Source organism: Mesorhizobium sp. P171375 (assembly GCF_057786075.1).
Genome location: NZ_JBYNWF010000001.1, coordinates 6,659,714 through 6,682,356 on the forward strand (window position 1 = coordinate 6,659,714; position 22,643 = coordinate 6,682,356).

20 protein-coding genes are annotated in these 22,643 nt (G+C 63.6%); 6 read left to right on the forward strand and 14 right to left on the reverse strand.

Going from position 1 to position 22,643, the window contains the following annotated elements:
- Positions 1–158 precede the first annotated feature (158 nt).
- From ACYHH6_RS32505 to cysG, 4 genes are read right to left on the reverse strand one after another with little or no spacing between them, the layout of a single operon-like run.
- Positions 159–923 (reverse strand): phosphoadenylyl-sulfate reductase, encoded by a 765-nt coding sequence (locus ACYHH6_RS32505; RefSeq protein ID WP_352585690.1) that lies wholly within the window; start codon positions 921–923, stop codon positions 159–161.
- Positions 898–2,568, reverse strand: a complete 1,671-nt coding sequence (locus ACYHH6_RS32510) for a nitrite/sulfite reductase (protein WP_352585688.1) — start codon at positions 2,566–2,568, stop codon at positions 898–900. Before ACYHH6_RS32510 ends, ACYHH6_RS32505 begins: the two co-directional genes overlap by 26 nt.
- 35 nt (positions 2,569–2,603) lie before the next feature.
- Positions 2,604–2,897, reverse strand: coding sequence for a DUF2849 domain-containing protein (locus ACYHH6_RS32515; protein ID WP_112562730.1), 294 nt, complete (start codon positions 2,895–2,897; stop codon positions 2,604–2,606).
- Complete coding sequence (gene cysG / locus ACYHH6_RS32520; protein WP_352585686.1) at positions 2,894–4,345, reverse strand: siroheme synthase CysG; 1,452 nt, start codon at positions 4,343–4,345, stop codon at positions 2,894–2,896. Before cysG ends, ACYHH6_RS32515 begins: the two co-directional genes overlap by 4 nt.
- On the opposite strand from cysG, the gene ACYHH6_RS32525 reads away from it, so the two are divergent.
- The 3 genes from ACYHH6_RS32525 to ACYHH6_RS32535 all read left to right on the forward strand — a co-directional run bounded on the left by ACYHH6_RS32525 (position 4,344) and on the right by ACYHH6_RS32535 (position 7,211).
- A complete protein-coding gene (locus tag ACYHH6_RS32525) occupies positions 4,344–4,544 on the forward strand; it encodes a hypothetical protein (RefSeq protein ID WP_352585684.1) in 201 nt (66 codons plus the stop codon). The two genes, cysG and ACYHH6_RS32525, sit on opposite strands and share 2 nt — an antisense overlap.
- A 221-nt stretch (positions 4,545–4,765) precedes the next feature.
- Positions 4,766–5,215, forward strand: coding sequence for a baeRF12 domain-containing protein (locus tag ACYHH6_RS32530; RefSeq protein WP_352585682.1), 450 nt, complete (start codon positions 4,766–4,768; stop codon positions 5,213–5,215).
- A 205-nt stretch (positions 5,216–5,420) separates the two neighbouring features.
- Complete coding sequence (locus ACYHH6_RS32535) at positions 5,421–7,211, forward strand: cation:proton antiporter domain-containing protein (RefSeq protein ID WP_352585680.1); 1,791 nt, start codon at positions 5,421–5,423, stop codon at positions 7,209–7,211.
- 24 nt (positions 7,212–7,235) lie between these two features.
- On the opposite strand, the gene ACYHH6_RS32540 is transcribed toward ACYHH6_RS32535, so the two are convergent.
- Positions 7,236–8,042, reverse strand: coding sequence for an AraC family transcriptional regulator (locus tag ACYHH6_RS32540; protein WP_352585679.1), 807 nt, complete (start codon positions 8,040–8,042; stop codon positions 7,236–7,238).
- Between the two features lie 108 nt (positions 8,043–8,150).
- Between ACYHH6_RS32540 and ACYHH6_RS32545 the strand changes: the two genes are divergently transcribed.
- Positions 8,151–9,071, forward strand: coding sequence for a zinc-binding dehydrogenase (locus ACYHH6_RS32545; protein ID WP_352585678.1), 921 nt, complete (start codon positions 8,151–8,153; stop codon positions 9,069–9,071).
- A 15-nt stretch (positions 9,072–9,086) separates the two neighbouring features.
- On the opposite strand, the gene ACYHH6_RS32550 is transcribed toward ACYHH6_RS32545, so the two are convergent.
- The 8 genes from ACYHH6_RS32550 to ACYHH6_RS32585 all read right to left on the reverse strand — a co-directional run bounded on the left by ACYHH6_RS32550 (position 9,087) and on the right by ACYHH6_RS32585 (position 16,122).
- A complete protein-coding gene (locus tag ACYHH6_RS32550) occupies positions 9,087–9,839 on the reverse strand; it encodes an SDR family NAD(P)-dependent oxidoreductase (protein ID WP_352585676.1) in 753 nt (250 codons plus the stop codon).
- 63 nt (positions 9,840–9,902) lie between these two features.
- Positions 9,903–12,188: a transglycosylase domain-containing protein gene (locus ACYHH6_RS32555; RefSeq protein WP_352585674.1), complete on the reverse strand. Its 2,286-nt coding sequence runs from the start codon at positions 12,186–12,188 to the stop codon at positions 9,903–9,905.
- 357 nt (positions 12,189–12,545) lie between these two features.
- Complete coding sequence (locus tag ACYHH6_RS32560) at positions 12,546–12,926, reverse strand: hypothetical protein (protein WP_352585672.1); 381 nt, start codon at positions 12,924–12,926, stop codon at positions 12,546–12,548.
- 169 nt (positions 12,927–13,095) lie between these two features.
- Positions 13,096–13,242 (reverse strand): hypothetical protein, encoded by a 147-nt coding sequence (locus ACYHH6_RS32565; RefSeq protein WP_023686592.1) that lies wholly within the window; start codon positions 13,240–13,242, stop codon positions 13,096–13,098.
- A 79-nt stretch (positions 13,243–13,321) separates the two neighbouring features.
- Positions 13,322–13,576, reverse strand: coding sequence for a GlsB/YeaQ/YmgE family stress response membrane protein (locus ACYHH6_RS32570; RefSeq protein WP_112562748.1), 255 nt, complete (start codon positions 13,574–13,576; stop codon positions 13,322–13,324).
- Positions 13,577–13,683: 107 nt separating this feature from the next.
- Complete coding sequence (locus ACYHH6_RS32575; protein ID WP_352585670.1) at positions 13,684–13,890, reverse strand: hypothetical protein; 207 nt, start codon at positions 13,888–13,890, stop codon at positions 13,684–13,686.
- Positions 13,891–13,980: 90 nt separating this feature from the next.
- Positions 13,981–14,601 (reverse strand): ribonuclease D, encoded by a 621-nt coding sequence (locus ACYHH6_RS32580; protein ID WP_112562932.1) that lies wholly within the window; start codon positions 14,599–14,601, stop codon positions 13,981–13,983.
- A 135-nt stretch (positions 14,602–14,736) separates the two neighbouring features.
- Positions 14,737–16,122, reverse strand: a complete 1,386-nt coding sequence (locus ACYHH6_RS32585; protein WP_352585668.1) for a M20/M25/M40 family metallo-hydrolase — start codon at positions 16,120–16,122, stop codon at positions 14,737–14,739.
- Between the two features lie 438 nt (positions 16,123–16,560).
- On the opposite strand from ACYHH6_RS32585, the gene polA reads away from it, so the two are divergent.
- On the forward strand, positions 16,561–19,509 hold the full coding sequence (gene polA, locus ACYHH6_RS32590; protein WP_352585666.1) for a DNA polymerase I: 2,949 nt from the start codon (positions 16,561–16,563) through the stop codon (positions 19,507–19,509).
- A 157-nt stretch (positions 19,510–19,666) separates the two neighbouring features.
- On the opposite strand, the gene ACYHH6_RS32595 is transcribed toward polA, so the two are convergent.
- Complete coding sequence (locus tag ACYHH6_RS32595; protein ID WP_112562754.1) at positions 19,667–20,071, reverse strand: Fur family transcriptional regulator; 405 nt, start codon at positions 20,069–20,071, stop codon at positions 19,667–19,669.
- A gap of 296 nt (positions 20,072–20,367) precedes the next feature.
- Between ACYHH6_RS32595 and ACYHH6_RS32600 the strand changes: the two genes are divergently transcribed.
- Positions 20,368–22,587 carry a caspase family protein gene (locus ACYHH6_RS32600; protein WP_352585665.1) on the forward strand — a complete coding sequence of 740 codons (2,220 nt, stop codon included), beginning with the start codon at positions 20,368–20,370 and terminating at the stop codon, positions 22,585–22,587.
- Positions 22,588–22,643: the final 56 nt, after the last annotated feature.

Consider the following 22,643-nt stretch of genomic DNA (forward strand, 5'->3'; position numbering starts at 1 on the left):
AAATTCAAACAGGCCAAGGATGTGTTGAGATTCAGGTCAGGCCGAGTCGAAAATGGTGGCTTCCGAGAACCGGAGCGGAGCGTACTTGAAGTACGTGAGCACCGGAAGCGCAGGAGGCCGCCATTTGCAGACCGGCCTCACCTGAATATCGGCATATCCTAAAGGGAAGCGTCGGTCAGCGACTTCTCCAACCCCGACAGATGGATGCCGCACTCGGTCTTGGCGTGACCGGCCCAGCGGCCGCTGCGCGCATCCTCGCCCGGCTGCACCGGCTGCGTGCACGGGAAGCAGCCGATCGACAGATAGCCGTAGGCAACCAAGGGATTTTCGCGCAGCGCGTGAGCCCGCATATAGTCGGCCTGGTCGGATGTCGTCCAATGCGCCAGCGGGTTGATGCGCACGCGTGGGCCGACCGCCTCGAACACCGGCAATGCCGCCCGCGTCGAGGCCTGGAAGCGCTTGCGGCCGGTGAACCATGCACGGAAGGGCGCCACACCCCGCGCCAGCGGCTCGACTTTGCGCACGTCGCAGCAGGCATCGGTGTTGCTCTGGTGCAGATTGCCGGTCGGATCGATCCGTTCGAGCGCAGCTTCCTCCGGCTTGATCACCCTGATGTTGGTCAGCCCGAAATCGGCGGCGAGTGCGTCGCGATAGCCGAGCGTTTCCTCGAAATGCTTGCCGGTGTCGAGGAAGATGACCGGCAACGTTCGATCGACCTTGGCGATCATGTGCAACAGCACCGCCGAATCCGCGCCGAAGGACGAGACAGCGGCGATTTCGTCATGAAACAGCTCGCGGGTCGCGCGTTCGATGATCTCAAGCGGCTTCAGATGTCCGTACAGCGCATCCAAGCCCGCCGCCTTGGCGGCGATGCTGTCATCGACGTCGACGATACGGTCAAGCGGCCTTGGTTTCGCCAGCATAGAGCGCCTCCTTGAACGGCGCGGGACCGACACGGCGGTAGGCGTCGATGAATCTTTCACTGGGACTGAGCCGAAGGCCAAGATAAATGTCGACGATCTGCTCGATGGCGTCGGTGATCTCTTCCGAGGAAAAGCCGCGGCCGATGATCTCGCCGACCGAGGTGTTCTCGTCGGCCGAGCCGCCAAGTGTCACCTGGTAGAGCTCGGAGCCCTTCTTCTCGACACCGAGAATGCCGATATGGCCGACATGGTGGTGGCCGCAGGCATTGATGCAGCCGGAAATCTTGAGCTTCAATTCGCCGATCTCGCGCTGCCGCTCCAGCGAAGCAAAGCGAAGCGAGATTTCCTGCGCGATCGGGATTGAGCGCGCCGTCGCCAGCGCGCAATAGTCGAGGCCGGGGCAGGAAATGATATCGCTGATCAGATTGGAATTGGCTGTCGCCAGACCGATATCGACCAGCGCGTCATAGACCGCCTTCAGATCGGCGCGCGCCACGTGCGGCAGGATGAGGTTCTGCTCATGGCTGACGCGCAGCTCGTCGAAGGCGTATTTCTCGGCGATGTCGGCAACCGCTTCCATCTGGCTGTCGGTGGCGTCACCCGGCACCTCGCCGATGCCCTTCAGCGAAATCGTCACCGCCGCATAGTCGGGATGGCGATGCGTCACGACATTCTGGTCGAGCCAGTCCGAGAAGCTCTTTGAATCCAATCGTGCAAGCTTGACCGCCGCGTCGCCTTCCGGCCGATCCGCCAGCTGAGGCGGCGCGAAATAGGCGTCGATGGCGCGGATGTCGGCCTCCGGCAGTTTCAGCTCGGCGTCCTTCAATTCCTGCCATTCGGCCTCGACTTGGCGGGTAATTTCCTCGACGCCGGTCTCGTGCACCAGAATCTTGATGCGCGCCTTGTACTTGTTGTCGCGGCGGCCAAAGAGGTTGTAAACGCGCAGGATCGCCGTGCAGTAGGACAGAAGATCGGCTTCCGGCAGGAAGTCGCGGATCTTCTTCGCCACCATCGGCGTGCGGCCCTGGCCACCGCCGACATAGACCGCAAAGCCAAGCTCGCCGGCGGCGTTCTTCTTCAGGTGCAGGCCGATGTCATGCGTCTGGATGGCGGCGCGGTCGCGCTCGGCCCCGGTCACCGCGATCTTGAATTTTCTGGGCAGGAACGAGAATTCCGGATGCACCGACGACCATTGCCGCAGGATCTCGGCATAGGGGCGTGGATCGGCGACTTCGTCGGCGGCGGCGCCGGCAAAATGATCGGCGGTGACATTGCGGATACAATTGCCGCTGGTCTGGATGGCGTGCATCTCGACGCTAGCGAGATCGGCCAGGATCGCCGGAATGTCCGACAGCGCCGGCCAGTTGAACTGAATGTTCTGGCGCGTGGTGAAGTGGCCGTAGCCCTTGTCGTATTTGCGCGCGATGTGACCGAGCATGCGCAATTGCTTGCCGTTCAGCGTGCCATAGGGCACCGCGATGCGCAGCATGTAGGCGTGCAGCTGCAGATAGACGCCGTTCATCAGCCTGAGCGGCCGGAACTGGTCCTCGGTGATCTCGCCGGACAGCCGGCGCTCGACCTGGTCGCTGAACTCGGCGACGCGGGCCTGGACAAAATCGTGGTCGAACTCATCGTAACGGTACATGCTTCGTCTTTCAGGGCGCGTCCGCCCGTATTTTGTTACGCTGCCCGCGCAGCCTGCTTGCCCAGGTCTTCGCGGATGGTGGGGCCGGCGGCGCGGATCTTTTCGCGCAGCCGCACCGGCTCGACGACGCCATTGACGACCTCAGCGTCGATCAGGTTGACGTCGACCACTTCATTGTCGGCATAGGCCTTGGCGCCGATCGCCTCGAGCCGATCTTCGGCCGCCTTGTCATGGGCGAGATCGGCGTGGTCCACCGTCTCGGCCCAGCCGCCATCGGCGTACCAGACAGCGATGCCGTCGGTGAGGCGGTTTGCGGTCAATATCTTCATGGTTCGACCTCTGCGGCGGCCGCGTTGGCGGCGCTCTCATGACTATGTGCCGCCAGCGGCTCGGAACGTTCAAAGTTGGCGCCGGCAACCGCGTCGCCGATGATGGTCATCACCGGGCCGGTCAGATCGGCGCGCGCCTCCAGCGACGGCAGGTCGGCCAGCGTGCCGTGGAAACGGCGGCGGTTCTGCAGGCTGGCATTCTCGACCACGGCGACCGCCGTGTCCGGCGACAGGCCGGCCTCGATCAGCCGCCCCGCAACCTCGGCCGCGACCGAGCGGCCCATATAGACGGCGACGGTGGCGCCGGAGATGGCGAGCTTGGCCCAGTCCGGCAGCGAATTGCCTTTCAGATCATGGCCGGTGGTGAACACCATCGACGAAGACACGCCGCGCAGCGTCAGCGGCAGTTCGAAATCGGCGGCGGCTGCGAAAGCGGCGGTGACGCCCGGGATGACGTCATAGGCGATGCCGGCATCGCGGAGTGCTGCCATCTCCTCGCCGGCGCGGCCGAACACCAGCGGGTCGCCCGACTTCAGCCGCACGACGCGCTTGCCCTGCTTGCCGAGCTCGACAAGCAGCGCGTTGATTTCGGCCTGGCTCTTGGTGTGGCAGCCCTTGCGTTTTCCCACCGGCAGCCGCTCGGCGTCGCGGCGACCCATGGCGACGATCGCCTCCGGCACCAGCGCGTCATGGACGATGACGTCGGCTTCCATCAGTAAGCGATGCGCACGCAGCGTCAAAAGATCCTCGGCGCCGGGGCCAGCGCCAACCAGCGCGATATGGCCCGCGACCGGAGCCTTCGACAGCAATAGATCGACGGCGGCGTCATGCGCCTGCGAAAGCTCGCCGGCTTCGACGGCACGTGCCGGTGCGCCCTGGAAAAAACTGCCCCAGAACTGGCGGCGCGCATTGCCTTTCGGCAGCAGCTTTTCGGCTGCACCCCGGAACGAGGCGGCAAGCGTTGCCAGCGGCCCGAGCGAGGGCGCCAGCATGCGGTCGATGCGGCTGCGCAGCATCTGCGCCAGCACAGGCCCAGCACCCTCGGTGCCGATGGCGATGGCGACCGGTGCACGGTTGACCAGCGCCGGGGTGAAGAAATCGCAGAGCTCCGGCCGGTCGACGGCATTGACCGGAATGCCAAGCCGGCGCGCATCCTCGGCCACGCGGCGGTCGAGCGCCTCATCGCCGCTGGCGGCAAACACCATGACCGCGCCTTCGAGATGCGCTGCATCGTAGGGGACGGCAATGTGGATGGCGCCGGTCACGGCGATGAAGCTCAACAGTTCGGCGTCGGCAGCATCAGCGACGATGCGCAGCGTCGCGCTCGACTGATCGAGCAGCCGCGCCTTGGCCAAAGCCTCGCCGCCGCCGCCGACGATGGCCACGGCTTCGCCTTCGACCCGCAGGAAGACGGGGAAAGCGTTGAGCTTGGGATTGGCCTGCGGCATGACGAACAGATTCCGGAACAAGGTGGCAGTTTTACGCGCGAGCGTGAAAAAGCTGAAGGAACCCACTCGCGAATCCCCTGACAGGAGGCAATCGGTTTTCCGCAAGCCAGAAGGCCAAGAGAAAAATATTCCATATCCGCACATCGAGCGGATTCAAGCCGCTGCAGCAGGCCTTGTTCTGCGGCTCTTTTATCCCTGAGTTGTCCGAGCCGCAAAATTGTTTTTTCTAAATTCTACCAATTTAGTAGATTAAAGCCGTCGGTGGCACAGCCCTTCGCTGAGGCGGTTGAGTTGCCGCAGACAGGGGCAGGTGCTGGCCCCCCGTCGAACAGTGGAACGTTCCCGCTCCGCCGTGCGTTCTGACCCTGCCGAAGCAGACAATCGTCGGCTGGATTTGAAACCTTCAAGCAGGAGCGCGCAATGAACAAGATCAACCTGAAACACGGCCTTCTGGTCATGGTGGCCGATGGCGAGAAAGCGCTGTTCCTCAAGAACGAGGGCGACAATCTCTACCCGAACCTGCAGCTCTTCCAGGAGATGAAACAGGACAATCCGGCGACGCGCGAGCAAGGCAGCGATAGCCCCGGCCGCTACAATGACGGCGCATCCGGCAACCGCAGCACGGGCGAGGATACCGACTGGCACCGGCAGGGCAAGGAACGCTTCGCCGAGGAGATCGCCGACCGACTTTACAAGTTCGCCCATAACGGCATCTTCGACAACATCGTGCTGATTGCGCCACCCCTGGTGCTCGGCACGATGCGCAAGAAATTGCACAAGGAAGTCACCGACAAGGTGCAGGCCGAGATACCAAAGACATTGACCAACCATGCCGTGATCGACATCGAGGCCATGCTGCAAGCGGCCTGACACCCAGCCGGGTTGCCCATCCGACATCCGCTATCAGGCGCGCGCAGCGGTTCTGCTGCGCGCGCCTTTGGTTTTTCAGCACCTCTGGCCAGCAATTTCCGGCTTGCGGGTTGCATCGCGGGCGCACCCTCCACCATATTGGAAAAGGCGGCGGCTTCGGCGGCGCACCCCGACATCACGGTTCTTGAAAGGCGCTCCATAGACAATGCCGCATGACACGCCCCTTATCGCCACCATCGTCGCCGGTCTGGGGCTGGCATTCATCTTCGGGGCGCTCGCCAACCGTTTTCGCATCCCGCCGCTGGTCGGCTATCTCGTCGCCGGCGTGCTGGTCGGGCCGAACACGCCAGGCTTCGTCGCCGATGCGGGCCTTGCCAATGAGCTGGCCGAAATCGGCGTCATCCTGCTCATGTTCGGCGTCGGCCTGCATTTCTCGCTGAAGGACCTGCTGTCGGTCCGCGCCATCGCCGTGCCCGGCGCCATCGTCCAGATCGGCTTTGCCACAGCGCTCGGAGCCGGCCTTGCCTGGATGCTCGGCTGGTCGATGGGCGCCGGCCTGGTCTTCGGCCTGGCGCTCTCCGTCGCGTCCACCGTGGTGCTGTTGCGCGCGCTTCAGGAGCGGCGGCTGATCGAGACCGAGCGCGGCCGCATCGCCGTCGGCTGGCTGATCGTCGAGGATCTGGCCATGGTGCTGGCGCTGGTGCTGCTGCCCGCGCTTGCCGGCGTGCTCGGCGGCCAGCCGCAGGTCGATGATCATGCGAGCCTTTTGTCGCTGCCGACGAGCTACGGCATCTGGGGTGTCGTCGGCCTCACGCTGGCCAAGGTCGTCGCCTTCGTCGTCGTCATGTTGGTGGTTGGCCGCCGGGTCATTCCGTGGATCCTGCACTATGTCGCCCATACCGGCTCGCGTGAGCTGTTCCGGCTGGCGGTGCTGGCGATCGCGCTCGGCGTCGCTTTCGGCGCGGCCAAGCTGTTCGGTGTTTCGCTGGCGCTCGGCGCCTTCTTCGCCGGCATGATCATGAGCGAATCCGAGCTCAGCCACCGCGCGGCGGAAGAATCGCTGCCGCTGCGCGACGCCTTCTCGGTGCTGTTCTTCGTCTCGGTCGGCATGCTGTTTGACCCGTTCAGCCTGATGAGCAATGGCTGGCCGATCCTGGCGACGCTGGCCATCATCGTCATCGGCAAGTCGCTGGCCGCCTTCGTCATCGTCATCGCCTTCCGCTATCCGCTGGGAACCGCGTTGATGATCTCGGCCAGTCTTGCCCAGATCGGCGAATTCTCCTTCATCCTGGCCGAGCTTGGCGTCGGACTGAAGCTGTTGCCCGAACAGGGACGCGACCTGATCCTGGCCGGCGCCATCCTGTCGATCCTCGTCAATCCGCTGATGTTCCTCGCCCTCGACTGGATAAAGCCATGGCTGGACGCGCGTGCCGCCAGGGCAGCGCCGCCGGAAGAGGCCAAGCCGGTCGGCCCGGCGACGCAACCGGGACAAGTGGCCTCGGTCGCCACCGTGGCCAAAGAGGATGGCCCGCCGCCGAGCACGGCACTTTCCGGCCATACCATCCTGATCGGCTACGGCCGTGTCGGCAGCCTGGTGGGTGCCGCGCTGAAACAGGCGGCGCTGCCCTTCCTGGTCATCGAGGACGCCGACAAGACGCTGGCCAGGCTGAGAGAAGACGGCGTCGAAATTGTCTCGGGCAATGCGGCCAACGCAGGCGTGTTTGCCGCCGCCGATCCGCGAGGTGCCAAACGATTGATCCTTGCCATTCCCAACGCTTTCGAGGCCGGGCAGATCGTGCTCAGGGCACGCGCCGCCAATCCCGACATCAATGTCATCGCGCGCGCCCATTCCGACGCCGAGGTCGAGCATCTCAAGGGGCTCGGCGCCGACACCGTCATCATGGGCGAGCGCGAAATCGCCCGCGGCATCGTGGAAGAGGTGCTGCGGCAAAAGCCGATGCCGCGCCCCGACGCCATTGAACCCTCCCCGGCCTGAGGTTTGCCCATAGGCGCGCGTTGATTACGCCACGAATGCAGAGCCGCCATTTTGCGCGACGCTGCTGAGGTACTTTGCCGGGGGCTTGCCAAGGGCCTTCTTGAACATGGTGATGAAGGCGGTGACGGAGCCATAGCCGAGATCGCCCGAAACCTGCTGCACGCTGGCGCCGGCGGCCAGCTCGCGTATGGCGACGATCAAATGCAGTTGCTGGCGCCAGCGGCCGAAGCTCAGGCCGGTCTCCTTTACCACGAGACGGGCGAGGCTGCTCTCTGAGAGCGCAACGCGGCTGGCCCATTCCGCCAGCGTGCTGCGGTCGGCAGGGTCCTGCGCCAACGCTTCGGCGATCCGCTGCAAACGCGGCTCGGCGGAAATCGGCAGATGCAGCTGCTGAACCGGCATATCAGGCAGTTCGGCAAGCAGGACGCTTCCCAGGAAGGCGCACCTTGCATCGTCCGGCGCGCAGTCCGACAGCTCGATGATCAGTTCGCGCAGCAGCGGCGAAATCGACAGCGTGCAGCACCGGTCCGGCAGATCGGCAGCCCCCGGCTCGATGTAGACGAAGAAAATCCGCGCATTGGCCGTCGCGATGTTGCTGTGTTCCATACTGCCGGGAATCCACACCCCGCAATGCGGCGGCACCATCCACAGGCCGCTGGGGACGCGGCATGTGACGCCACCGCCGAGTGCGAAGACGAGCTGGCCCTTGCGGTGCCAATGGGCAGCCACTTCCGCTTTGGTTTCGGTGACGTCGACGCGCACCGCAATTGCCGGCGCGACGGCGTCATCGACATCGAAATTGATCCAGGGGTAGCGTAGAGGCTGTCTCATGATTGACGGCTTTTAGCGACTATTCGCCATGATGGCTAAATTCTTTGGCGAGGAAATCGATAGGTTCCGGTTTGTGGCTAGCGTCCACAAACCAGCAGGAAGGTTCCCATGCGCGCCCTCGTTATGTCTCCCGACAGCACCACCGGGCTCAGGCTCGCCGAGGTCGAGGACCCTCGGCCTCATGCCAACGAAGCGCTTCTCTGCGTCCACGCGACCTCGTTGAACCGCGGCGAATTACGCCTGCTCACCATACGCCCGGATGGCTGGATACCTGGTCAGGACGTGGTTGGAATTGTCGAACAGGCAGCTGCCGATGGCTCCGGGCCAGCCGTCGGCGTCCGGGTTGTGGCTTTGGTCGACGAAGCCGGCTGGGCCGAACGTGTCGCCGTTCCGACAGACCGTCTTGCAGTCGTACCGGATGAGGTCAGCGTCGCTTCTGCGGCCACGCTTCCGGTCGCGGGCACTACGGCGCTGCGGACCCTGCGCCATGGCGGTGAACTCGCCGGCCAGCAGGTATTGATCACCGGCGCCAGTGGTGCGGTCGGGCGTTTCCAGATCCAGATCGCCCGCGAGCAAGGCGCCGTGGTGACCGCCATCGCCGCCGCCCGACATGCCGAGGATCTCCGTGGACTAGGCGCTGAGCAGATCGTGGAGTCGATCGAACTGGCCAAAGGGCCATTCTCGCTGATCACCGAGTCGGTGGGAGGCCAAAGCCTCGCCCACGCGATCGAACGCGTCGCACCGGGCGGCACCATCGTCATGTTCGGTTCAAGCAGCGGCGAACTGACGCCGATTGGCTTCAGACAGTTCGTTCCGGGCCACGAGGGAGCGAGGCTTCAGACCTTCGCCTACTACACATCAGGTCCAGCCATTGGCGCCGATATCGCCTCGCTGCTCGCTCTGCTCGCGGCCGGTCGGCTGGAAACCCGCGTGTCCTTGACCCTGCCGTGGACCGACATAGCGCAAGCGCTGGACGCCCTGCGACAGCGCAGCTTCAGCGGCAAGGCCGTTCTCACCATAGCCGGATGAGCAGCCTATCAGTGCTCAGACGTGCTGGCCACCATTGATGTGGATTTCCGAGCCCGTCACGTAAGACGCCTGCTGCGAGCACAGGAAGAAGATGATGTCGGCGACCTCAGCCGTGGCGCCGAGCCTTCTAAGCGGGATGGTCTCGACGATCTTGTCGGTGCCCGGCGACAGGATCGCTGTGTCGATCTCGCCTGGCGCAATCGCGTTGACACGGATGCCGTGCGGCCCGAAATCATGCGCCATTTCGCGCGTCAGCGAGCCGAGCGCTGCCTTCGAGGTCGCATAGGCGGTGCCCGCGAAAGGATGCACGCGGGTGCCGGCGATCGAGGTCACGTTGACGATCGAGCCCTTGGCTGCAGCAAGCTCCTTGAAGAGGCCACGCGCGAGCATGATCGGGGCGAAGAAATTGACCTGGAACACATCGCGCCAGACATGCATCGGCGTGTCGATCGAATCCATCCGGCTGTTGCCGTCCTTGAGCTTGGGCGAAATGCCGGCATTGTTGACCAGCGCGTGCAGCTGCCCACCATGCGCTTCCAGCCGATGGCGTATTTCCGAGACGGCGATGCCGACATCTTCCTGGTCGGCCAGATCGACCTTGATGTGGTCTTCCGGCCCTGCCGGCCACGGACAGTCCTCGGCAAAAGCCTGGCGCGAACAGGTGATGACCCGCCAGCCCTCACGCGAAAAGCGCTTGACCGTTGCGTGGCCGATGCCGCGGCTGGCGCCGGTCAGCACGATGGTTTTTCTGGTGTCGGTCTCAGTCATCTCTGTCACTCCGGCCGGAGATGTAGCCGAAGGCAACCTTGCTGGCGAGAGGCGAGTTGACGCTCAGCCGCCGCCGAGAATATCCAGGATCGACGTCTTGCGCTTCTTGGTCGGGCCGCCGACGCTGCCGGGCGGCACCGGGTGCTTGATCGAGGCCGTGGTGCCGCCATCGCCCGGCATGTCGAAGCCGTCGGCATCGACGGTTTCGGCCGGGCGGACAGCGCGGGCCGGAGGCGTAGGTGCCTGGGCGGTCGCGGGAGCCGCTGGGGCAGCAGCCGGAGCTGATTGGCCGACCGATGCCGACGGGACCGGCGCTACTTGATTGTTGCCGGCCGACGGTATGTCGTCGGGGACGATGGTATCAGGCGGCGTTGATTTCCAGGTGCCGGGCAGCGGCCTGACCGGCACGCCTTCATGCGCGGCAACCATGAACTCGTGCCAGGCCTGCGCCGGCAACGCGCCGCCGGTGACCTTCTTCATCGGCGTGCCGTCATCATTGCCGAACCACACGCCGGTGGTGAGATTGGCGGTGTAGCCGACGAACCAGGCGTCGCGCGAATTCTGGCTGGTGCCGGTCTTGCCGGCCGAGGGCCAGGCGAAGGCCGCCTTCTTGGCCGTACCGGTCTCGACCGTGCCGGTCATCATCGAGTTCATCATGCCGACAATGTCCTGCTTGACGACGCGCGGCGCACTGCCGCCATTGTCGTCATAGAGCACCTTGCCTTCGGTCGTGGTGATGCGGCGGATGAAATGGATGTCGGGCTTGTAGCCGCCATTGGCGAACGGCACGTAAGCCGAAGTCAGCTCCAGCGGCGTCACTTCCGAAGTGCCGAGCGCGATCGAGGTGTTGGCCGTCAGTTCCGACTGTATACCCATGCGGTGCGCCGCCTCGACCACCGCGTCGGGGCCGACCTCCATGGTCAGCTGTGCCGCGACCGAATTCAGCGACCTCGCCAAGGCGGTCGCCAGCGTCACCTTGCCGAAATACTTGCCGCCGTAATTGTCCGGCGTCCACTTGCCGATCTTGATCGGCGCGTCGTTGCGCACGCTGTCGGGGGTGCGGCCGGCCTCGAGCGCGGCCATATAGACGAACGGCTTGAATGCCGAGCCCGGCTGGCGGCGCGCTTCCGAGGCGCGGTCGAACTGGCTGGTCGAATAGTCGTAGCCGCCGACCATGGCGCGCACCGCGCCGGAATTGTCGATCGACACCAGCGCGCCCTGGCTGACATTGAGTTTCTTGCCGCTGTCGTCGATTAGCCGGCGGATCGACTGTTCGGCGAGCTTCTGCAGGTTGAGGTCGACCGTGGTGTCGACGACGATATCGCTGCGCACGTCACCGATCAGATCGGGCAGTTCTTCCATGATGGTGTCAGCGACATAGTTTTCCGAGCCGGTCCAGTAAGACGGCGCGCGCGTTGCCGGCGCGCTCATCGCCGAGGTCAGTTCCTTGGCGCTGATCTTGCCTTCGTCGCGCATGGCTGCGAGCACCAGCTGCGAGCGCTGTTCCGCCGCCTTGGGATCGCGTGCCGGCGACAGCCGCGACGGCGCCTTCAACAGGCCGGCGAGAAGGGCCGCCTCCGAAAGCGTGACATCGCGCGCACTCTTGCCGAAATAGCGGCGCGAGGCCGCCTCGACGCCATAGGCGCCGGAGCCGAAATAGACCCGGTTGAGGTACATTTCGAGGATCTGGTCCTTGGTATGCTTGTGCTCCAGCCACAGCGAAAGCAGCACCTCCTGCACCTTGCGCTCCAGCGTGCGGTCGGGCTTCAGGAACAGGTTCTTGGCCAGCTGCTGTGTCAGCGTCGAACCACCTTGCGAGAAATGGCCGCCGAGCACATTGGTCACCATGGCGCGCGACAGGCCGATCGGATCGATGCCGAAATGCGAATAGAAGCGGCGGTCCTCGATGGCGATGACGGCCTCGGGAATGTAGGGCGACATTTCGTGCAGGCCGACCGCCTCGCCGCCGCTCATACCTCTGTTGGCAAGCAGCTGGCCGTCGACCGAGACGATCTTGATGTTGGGGGCGCGGTCGGGGATCGACCAGGTGGTGGCCGCCGGCATCTTGGCGCCGTAATAGACGACAATGCCGGCCACCGCGATGCCGCCCCAGATGCAGAGCACGAAGCACCAGTAGAGCATCCGGGCCATAACGCCGAACAGGCCGCGCCGGGGTTTGCCGCGCCTGCCGCGCGACGACTTCGCCTTCGACGATTTGCGTTTGGCGGAGGCTTTGCGGTTGCTCGGCACGACGCGGTCCTCCTCGCTCACCGAAAGACCCGGCTGGGATCGCGCCTGCGGCGGTCCCTCGAAACTGGGCTCGATGCGGCTGTCTCTGCGGTTCGCCATGCCTGCGCTTGCTGTCCCCGGTGCCTATGGCGCTCCGGTTGCAGAGTAGATGCGGCGATTTAAGGGCGGGTTAAGTCGGAAAAATTCAAGGCGATTGATAGTCAAATGCCTGGGGTCCGGCAGTGATCGCGCTGTTCGAGCCCCTGATTTTTGCGCTGGCAGGCAGTCGCGCCCGCCGCGAAGGAACAATGCTCGCGTGGCATTTTGTCCGGGCGCCAAGGCCCGAACCATTCTCAGCCGCGACCAGCCAGTCGCGGACATGTTCCGCGTTGCGGCGCGATCGCAAATGGTCGCAGCTTCGCGTTCGACCGCGCCCCAAAATCACCCGTCACCAGGTAATCGCCTGGTGGACATGCGTCAGCCGATCGCCGCACGAATCGAGAGCGCTGCCCTGGACGATTGCATAACCTCGCCGACATGGCAGTAGCAGACGATCTCGTGCAGTTGGTGGTCGGTCAACTCGAAGAAGCGCTTGGCTTCGCCATAGCTGTCGTCTTTCAGACCTTCGTCGTGCAATATGGGGTCCGTGAAGGCAACCGCTATCGGCGAGCCATCGCCTCGCATAACATCGCGCTCCGGCGGGGCACGGTATTCAGTCCCGGCGAGCGCGGTCAGGAGCCGGCTGGGCTCACGTTCAAGAAGCTCGGCCCAACGTACGAGACGTTGGGTTCGGCTCATTACCGGCTGTGTGTTGACCTCGGCCACTGCATGCAGTTGGTCCAGTGTTTGGTGTTTCATGGCAACCTCCTAGTAATAGGTTGGTTGACCCCAAACGCCCTTCATCGACATCATAGCGCCGAAGCGTCGATCCGTCATTCGAATTCCATGTCGGGGCAATCGCGGGAGACCTCGCCAATGCCTTTTTACATGCAGCCAGCCGGCGCCCCCGCCGCCGTCGACGGCAGGCTCAGTTCTGCTGGATCGAAATGCCCTTGTCGTCGATCTTGAGCTCGACGCCTTTTGGCTTGGTCTGTTCGTGATAGACATACGCACCGAGCGCGATGACCACGACAACGAGCGCGCCGACGAGAAGGTAGAGTGTGTTCTGCTTCACGGCGCGCTCCTTTGGAAAAATTCCACGGGAAAGCGCGCAGCGCTTTTCCATGGAATTGCGTTAGATAAAAATCCGAGCCTCATGCTCGCTTCAGGACCTTGACCAGCACCAGCAGGATAACGGCGCCGATCGTGGCGTTGATGATGGCAGCGAGAATGCCGCCGCCGATGGCAAAGCCGAGCCTTGGGAAAAGCCAGCCGGCGATCAAGGCGCCGATAATGCCGACGACGATGTTGCCGATCAGGCCGAAGCCGAAGCCCGAGACGATGAGGCCGGCGAGCCAGCCGGCAATGGCGCCGATGATCAGGAAGATGAGAAGGCTTTCGATGCCCATGGCGAGTCCCTCCAGGATGAGAGGCGGCTGCGGAGCGGACGGCCCCGAATCGGCCTCATTTTCAACGGCTTCACGCTATGCGAAAGCACATCAACCCGCCAGCGGGCTCACGGGTCGTCGTCATCGTCATTGGAGGCAGGCCGCCAGCTGGTCGGGTCGACCTTTTTCTGGGTGTCGCTGTCGGTGTAGACCCACCAGGCGCCGTCGCGGTACTGCCCGACGGATTCGCTGACGACACCGGCGCCGTCCTTCCACAGGACAGTGACCTTGGATCCGTCCGTCGGGGCGGTTGCTATCGGCTTTCGGTCTGCCATGTCATCCCCTCTCGTCGCACTTCCGTCCGGAATGCGCAGAACAACGCCGCCACCCCCATCCGGTTCCAGCGGAACGAAGGGCCCGAACCATCAGCTATGCGCAAAAATATCCTCTTCGTCCCAGCCCATCAGATCAAGCTTGGCACGCGTCGGCAGGAAGCGGAAGCAGGCGTCGGCTTCCTTGGTACGCCCGTCCCGCGCCAACCGCCCGGCCAGCACATCGCGCAGCCGGTGCAGATAGAGCACGTCGGACGCGGCATATTCGAGCTGTTCGGGCGACAAGGTCTCAGCCGCCCAATCCGACGATTGCTGCACCTTGGAAAGTCCGACGCCGAGCAGTTCGAAGCAGATGTCCTTCAGGCCGTGCCGGTCGGTATAGGTGCGGGTCAGCCGCGAGGCGATCTTGGTGCAGAACACCGGCTCCGGCATGACGCCGAAGGCATTGTAGAGCACCGCGAGGTCGAAACGGCCATAGTGGAACAGTTTGGTGATGCCGCGGTTGCGCAGCAGGCTGACAAGGTTCGGCGCCTTCTTCTGACCGGGCGCGATCTGGATCACGTCGGCGGAGCCATCGCCCGGCGAGATCTGCACCACGCAGAGCCGGTCGCGGTGCGGGTTCAACCCCAGCGTCTCGGTGTCGATGGCCACTGCGTCGACATTGTAGTGGGACAGGTCAGGCAGATCGTTCTTGTGGAAGCGGATGTCGCTCATTGTCTTCTCCGGGTCGCGGCCTGCAGCGCCGCGCATCTCTTGAGATGCGCAAAGGACGCTGCAGCATATTAAACTTGTCGGTCGTCCTCGCCGCGATCCGCTGAAAAATCAACCAGAAACTGGTTTCCCGCTGCTTCAGCGCGTCAGCGCATCGAGAATGCGCGCCCAGGAGCGCTGGCCCTTGTGGAAGGAGGTCAGCTCGTATTTCTCGTTGGGCGAGTGGATGCGGTCGTCGTCGAGGCCGAACCCGACAAGCAGCGATTCCATGCCGAGATAGGTCTGGAAATCACCGACGACGGGAATGGAGCCGCCGCCGCCCGTGGTTACCGCCGGCTTCGGCCATTCATCCGACAGCGCGTTCTTGGCCTTGGCCAGGAACGGCGAGTCATAGGAGAGCTGGATCGCCGGCGAACCGCCATGGGGATGGAACTCGACCGAACAGTCCCCAGGAATCCGCTCCCTGACGAATTTCTGGAACGCCGCGCGGATCTTCTCGGGATTCTGCTTGTGGACAAGGCGGAAGGAGATTTTCGCCGACGCCTCCGCCGCGATCACCGTCTTGAACCCTTTGCCCGTATAACCGCCGATAATGCCGTTGAATTCGGCGGTCGGTCGCGCCCAGGTCAGCTCCAGCACCGAGCGGCCTTTTTCGCCTGATGGGATCGACAGGCCGATAGGCCCGAGGAAGGTCTCGGCGGTTTCGCCCAGCGTCTCCCACGATTTCAGGATCTGCGACGGCGTCTCCTCGACTCCGTCATAGAAGCCGGGAATGGTGATGTGGCCATTCTCGTCATGGATGTCGGCGAGGATTTTCGCCAGGATGCGGATCGGATTGGCGGCGGCACCGCCATAAAGACCCGAATGCAGGTCGCGATCGGCAGCCTTGACGGTGATCTCCTCGCCGACCATTCCACGCAGACCGACGCAGATCGACGGTGTCTCGCGGTCCCACATGCCGGTATCGCAGACCAGCGCGAAGTCGGCCTTGAGCTCTTCGGCATTGGCTTCAAGGAACGGTTTCAGCGACGGCGAGCCCGATTCCTCCTCGCCCTCGAACAGGATGGTGATGCGACAAGGCAGATTGCCGTGCACCTGCTTCCAGGCGCGACAGGCCTCGACGAAGGTCATCAATTGCCCCTTGTCGTCGGCCGAACCACGCCCGGTGATTACCTTGTGGCCGGGCTCGATCTCCTTGACCGCCGGCGCGAACGGGTCGTTTTCCCAGAGCTCGATCGGGTCGACCGGCTGTACGTCGTAATGGCCGTAAAACAACACATGCGGCGAACCGGCGGAGCCCTCATGATGCGCCACCACCATCGGATGTCCTGGCGTGTTGCGTACCGAGGCATCGAAGCCGATCAGCTTGAGGTCGGCCACCAGCCATTCGGCGGCTTTGCGGCAGTCGGCGGCGTAGTCGGAATCGGTGGAGATCGACTTGATGCGGAGCAGGCCGAACAGGCGCTCCAGGCTCTGGTCGAGATTTTTATCGAGACGGTCGAGGACGGGGGAAATGGTGGACATTATTGCGGGCCTTTCTTTTCGGTGCCGGGACCGTAAAGGCAGCGCATCAAAACGAAAAGCCCGCGATCATTAGACCACGGGCTGGAATTTGCTTATTGAAAGGCAAAAGAGCCGCCGTGGTGGAGGGGGAACCACGGCGGCCTTTACTCGAAACGTTGCGGCAGCCCGGAGAGGGGGATAGGCTGCCGCAGTTGTCCGGGATAGGCGGGGGACGGGCCTTGCTCCGGACTCGGCGAAAACTGCCGATGACATGTATTTGTGTCTTCGAACGTGGCGTTTCAAGGGCACGAAAATTACACTTTTGTAACATGGTTGTGAGCGGCCGAGGTCCATAACGAGGCATTCACAGGCAGCCTCTGTCAGGATGGCGCCGCAACGCCTGTTGGAAGCGTGCCTTTGCCATGGACCGCGCCGCCCTGCCGCGCTATCCCTGCCGGCATGAAAAAAGGCGATCATCTCTTCCTTATCGACGGCTCCGGCTACATTTTTCGTGCCTATCACGCACTGCCGCCGCTGACGCGCAAATCCGATGGCCTGCCGGTCGGCGCCGTCTCGGGCTTCTGCAACATGCTGTGGAAGCTGATGCAGGATGCCCGCAACACCGATGTAGGCATTGTGCCGACGCATTTCGCGGTCATTTTCGATTATTCGTCGAAAACCTTCCGTAACGAGCTCTACCCGGAATACAAGGCCAACCGCAACGCGCCACCCGAAGACCTGATCCCGCAATTCGGCCTGATCCGCCAGGCTACCATCGCCTTCAACCTGCCCTGCATCGAGATGGAAGGGTTCGAGGCCGACGACCTCATCGCCACCTATTGCAAGCTTGCCTGCGAGGCTGGCGGCGACACCACCATCATCTCCTCGGACAAGGATCTGATGCAGCTGGTCGGCCCCACGGTCGGCATGTACGACCCGATGAAAGACCGCCAGATCGGCGTCCCCGAGGTCATCGAGAAATGGGGCGTGCCGCCGGAAAAGATGATCGACCTGCAGGCGCTCACCGGCGACTCCGTCGACAACGTGCCGGGTGTGCCCGGCATCGGGCCGAAGACGGCGGCGCAATTGCTGGAGCAGTTCGGCGACCTCGACGGGCTGCTCGCGCGCGCCAGCGAGATCAAGCAGGACAAAAGGCGTGAATCCATCATCGCCAATGCCGACAAGGCGCGTATATCGCGCCAGCTGGTGACGCTGAAGAACGACGTGCCGGTGACCGACGGGCTCGACGATTTCGTGCTGCATGCGCCGGACGGGCCGAAGCTGATCGGCTTCCTCAAGACCATGGAATTCACCTCGCTGACCCGCCGCGTGGCCGAGGCGACCAGCACCGAAGCCGGCGATGTTCAAGCCGTCGCTGTCACCGTCGAGCGCGCCGACACCGCGCATGGCCCCGATGTCGGGTCGGGCGCACCAGCAGTTGCTCGGGGCGGCGGAACCAACGAAGCAGCACAAGCTGAAGCCAAGGCCGATACCGCCAAGGCCGGCGATACCCCTTCTTTGCTTTCAGCCCTTCGTCTTGAAGCGGCGTCCGCCGCCAAAATCGATCCCGGTGCCTATGTCGCCATCCGCGACACGGCAGCGCTCAAGACCTGGCTAGCCCAGGCCAAGGAGACCGGCATCGTCGCTTTCGACACCGAGACCACGTCGTCGGACCCGATGCTGGCCGACCTTATCGGTTTCTCCCTAGCGGTTGGCCCCGGCCGCGCCGCCTATGTGCCGCTCGCCCACAGAACCGGCGCAGGCGACCTGCTCGGCGGCGGCGCGCTGGAGAACCAGATTCCGGTCCGCGAGGCGCTGGCGCTGCTGAAGCCGCTGCTTGAGGACAAATCGGTGCTCAAGATCGCCCAGGACGCCAAATACGACATCGTCGTGATGAGCCGCCACGGCATCGACATCGCGCCCTTCGACGACACCATGCTGATCTCCTATGTGCTCGACGCCGGCACCGGCCACCACACTTTGTCGTCACTTGCCGACAAATGGCTTGGCCATGCGACGACCCCGCTCAAGGATCTCGCCGGTTCCGGCAGAAGCTCCGTCGGTTTCGAGCAGGTCGATATCGACAGGGCGACCGCCTACGCCGCAGGCCATGCCGATGTGGCGCTCAGGCTATGGCAGGTGTTGAAGCCGCGGCTGGCCGCCAAGGGGCTGGTCTCAGTCTATGAGCGGCTGGAGCGGCCGCTAGTGCCGGTTCTGGCCCGGATGGAGCAACGCGGCATCTCGGTCGACCGCCAGATCCTGTCGCGGCTCTCCGGCGAGCTGGCGCAAGGCGCGGCGCGGCTGGAAGAGGAAATCTACGGGTTGATCGGCGAACGCATCAACATCGGTTCGCCAAAGCAGCTCGGCGACATCCTGTTTGGCCGCATGGGCCTGCCCGGCGGCTCCAAGACCAAGACCGGACAATGGTCGACCTCCGCGCAGCTTCTCGAAGACCTTGCCGCCGAAGGCCACGAACTGCCGCGCAAGATCGTCGACTGGCGCCAGCTGACCAAGCTGAAATCGACCTACACCGACGCCCTGCCCGGCTTCATCCATCCCGACACCAGACGCGTCCACACCTCCTATGCGTTGGCCGCGACGACAACCGGCCGGCTCTCCTCCTCCGATCCCAATCTGCAGAACATCCCGGTGCGCACCGCCGAAGGACGCAAGATCCGGACCGCCTTTATCGCCGACAAGGGTCAGAAACTGGTCTCGGCCGACTACAGCCAGATCGAGTTGCGCGTGCTTGCCCATGTCGCCGAGATCCCGCAGCTGACGCAGGCCTTCGCCGACGGTGTCGACATTCATGCCGTCACCGCCTCGGAAATGTTTTCCGTGCCGGTCGAGGGCATGCCGTCGGAAGTGCGCCGCCGCGCCAAGGCGATCAATTTCGGCATCATCTACGGCATTTCGGCCTTTGGCCTCGCCAACCAGCTGTCGATCCCGCGCGAGGAAGCCGGCGCCTACATCAAGAAGTATTTCGAGCGCTTCCCCGGCATTCGCGACTATATCGAGGCGACCAAGGCCTATGCGCGCGAACATGGTTTCGTCGAAACCATCTTCGGCCGCCGCATCCACTATCCGGAGATCAGGTCGTCAAACCCGTCGATCCGCGCCTTCAACGAGCGCGCCTCGATCAACGCCAGGCTCCAAGGCACCGCCGCCGACATTATCCGCCGCGCCATGGTGCATATGGACGAAGCGCTGGAAAAGGCCGGCCTGTCCGCCCGCATGCTCCTACAGGTGCATGACGAGCTGATCTTCGAGACGGTGGAAGCGGAAGTCGAAGCGACGATCCCCGTCGTGCGCCGCGTCATGGAGAACGCGCCGATGCCTGCAATCTCGATGTCGGTGCCTCTGCACGTTGATGCACGGGCGGCGAACAACTGGGACGAGGCGCACTAGTCTAATACCCCGCCCATAGGTGCGTCGAGATTCAGGTCAGGCCGAGTCGAAAATGGCGGATGCCGAGAACCGGAGCGGAGCGTACTTTTCGTACGTGAGCACCGGAAGCGCAGGTATCGGCCATTTGCAGGCCGGCCTCACCTGAATATCGGCGTACCTAGGCTGCCTCAGCCCGGCACTTCGCACACGTCCCGCGAAACTCGATCACCGCCTTCTTGGCCGCAAACCCCGTCGAGCGCACCCACTCATCCAGCCGGTGGTCAACATCATGGTCCGACATCTCCGTCACCTGCCCACACGTGTCGCAGATGGCAAAGGCGGTCATCGAGTGGCTGTGGTCATGCGGCTCGGCGCAGGCGACGAAGGAGTTGAGGCTTTCCAGCCGGTGCACGAAGCCTGACTTCACCAGGCTGTCGAGCGCACGGTAGACCTGCAGCGGCGCGCGGAAACCGCGCTCGCGCAACTGGTCGAGCAGCGTATAGGCGCTGAGCGGTCCGCTGGCGGCCTCGAGCTTCTCGAGCACGCTCAGCTGATTCTTCGTCAGCACATCCCTTGCCGCCATGATCCTGTTTCCGATCGTTTAGAGCATGATGCCGAAAAGTGTGAAGCGGTTCTCGGACGACATCATGTTCTATCTATTTGATTCAGAGTGCCGCTCGCACACTATTTCTGTCATGCGGCAGTCTCTATCCCCTTGAGATAGCGATGAACCGGGCTTTTTGCCACTGTTTCCGTTATCGCCATCGACACCATGACCGCCACCCTCGGTTGACGGCACAGACCACATTCAAAATACTGACAAAATTCTCAACGAGGGGTAGCGCAGTTGGAAATTCGATCGGGCTTGGGGAAGCAATCATGATCAAATTGACACGACGGACGCTGCTCGTCGGCACGTCGGCGCTTGTGGCCGCCGGTACCGTCTCGTTCCGCAGTCTCGCCGCCTCGCGCACCTACCATGCGTTGCTGGTTGCCTGCACCGACTATCCCAACCTGCCGCAAAAGAACTGGCTGATCGGGCCGAAGAACGACGCCGGCCTGGTGCGCGACTATCTCCTGAAGAACACGCCCGATCCGGTGAAGTTCTCGGCCGAGAACGTCACCTTGCTTGCCAAGGATGTCGAAGGCGCCAACGGCCCGCCGACGCACGCGGCGATCAAGGCCGCCCTTGCCGATCTCGCCGGCAAGGTACAACGCGACGACTTCGTCTATCTTCATTTGTCGGGCCACGGCGCCCAGCAGCCGCAGGCCAAGGCCGGCGACGAAACCGACGGCCTCGACGAGATTTTCCTGCCCTCCGACATCAACAAATGGATCAACCGCGAAGAAGGCGTGCCGAACGCACTGGTCGACAACGAGGTCGGCGCCGCACTCGACGCCATCCGCGACAAGGGCGCCTTTGTCTGGGTCGTGTTCGACTGCTGCCATTCCGGCACGGCAACGCGTGCCGCGGAAGTCGATGACGAACTGGAGCGCAAGGTCGAATTCGCCGATCTGGTCGGCGGCGACGACGCGGCCAAAGCTGCAGCCGTGAAGGTCTATGACAACATCTCGGCCAGCGCATCGCGCGGTTTCGACGAGAACGGCGGCCGCAAGCCGGCCTTCAACCTGACGCCGACCGGCGCCGAGCCGATCGCCAGGGGCAAGCTGGTTGCCTTCTATGCCGCGCAGACGGTCGAAACGACGCCGGAAATGCCGCTGCCCAAGGGTACGCCCGACGCGCCGCGCTTTGGCCTGTTCACCTTCACCATCCTGTCGAAGCTGGCCGAGAACCCCAACGTCACCTATCGCCAGCTCGGCCAGGCCGTGCTGCAGCAATATTCGGCCGACGGCCGCACAAGGCCGACGCCCTTGTTTGAGGGTGAACTCGATGCCCGCGTGTTCGGCACCGACAAGACCGACGCCGTCATGCAATGGCCAATTGCCGTCAAGGACGGCGATGTCGCGATCGGCGCCGGCCTGCTGCAGGGTCTCACCCTCGGCAGCAAGCTCGCCATCCTGCCTTCGGCGCTGTCGAAGCTTTCCGACGCGGTCGGCTACCTCGAAGTGCAATCGGCCAGGAATCTGGAAAGCAATCTCAAGCCGGTCGAGTTCGACGGCAAGCCGGCGCTCGCGGCAACAGCGGTACCCGCCGGTGCCTATGCACGCGTTGCCGAACTTGCCGTCGACTACAAGCTGCTGGTGGCGAAGCCGGCGCCGACAGCAGGGCTCGAAAAGGAAACCGAGCTCGTCAATTTGGTTCTCGACGACCTGGCGGCGAAACAGAAATCCGGCTTCCAAATCGCGCTGGTCGAGCCGGGCAAGAGCGCCGATCTGCGGCTGGCGGTGCTGCGCGAAAAATCCATTGCCGGCGCTGCCGCCGACGCCAGCGACGAGCCAGCGCTATGGTTCCTGCCGACGTCCGGCGACATCAGCCTGAAGGACGGCAGCAAGCCGCCGCGCATCGTCATCCATCAGGATGGGCGCGACAAGCTCGCCGAAAATACGGCCCAGAACCTGACCACCATCTTCCGTGCTACCGGCCTGTCGCGGCTCGCCGCCGCTTCCGACTACCGGCCGGACGAGGTCAGCGTCCAGTTCCTGATCAAGCGCCAGGACAGCGATGCAATGGAGCCCATCGAATCCTCCACCGTGCCGCGCGTTTCGCCGGGCGACCAGGTGCATATCTCAGCCAGGAACGAGTCCGATGAGTTCGTCGACATCAACGTACTCTATATCGGCAGCGACTACTCGATCACCCACATCGTTTCCGAGCGGCTGGCGCCGATCAACCAGCAGACCGACCAGGGCCTGAAGGAAGGCCTGCTTGCCTTCACCGACACCAGCTTCGGCATGGAGCGCATGATTGCCGTGCTGACCGAGGCGCCGCCGCAAAGCGAGAAGGAAGATCTGAGCTTCCTTGCCCAGGAAGGCGTGCGCGCCGTGACGCGGGCTGCCTCCGGAACGCCAGGCTTCTCCGACATGCTGGCCGACATCGGCATGGCGCCCGCGACGCGCTCGGTGATGCGGCTTGCCGACAAGAGCGGTCCGAAGGGCGCGGTGATGATCTTCCCGATGGAGACGGTGCCGCGCGCCTGAACATGCTTTGTCGGCTCTTGCGTTACCGGCATGATATGGTGAAACATTTCCCGGCT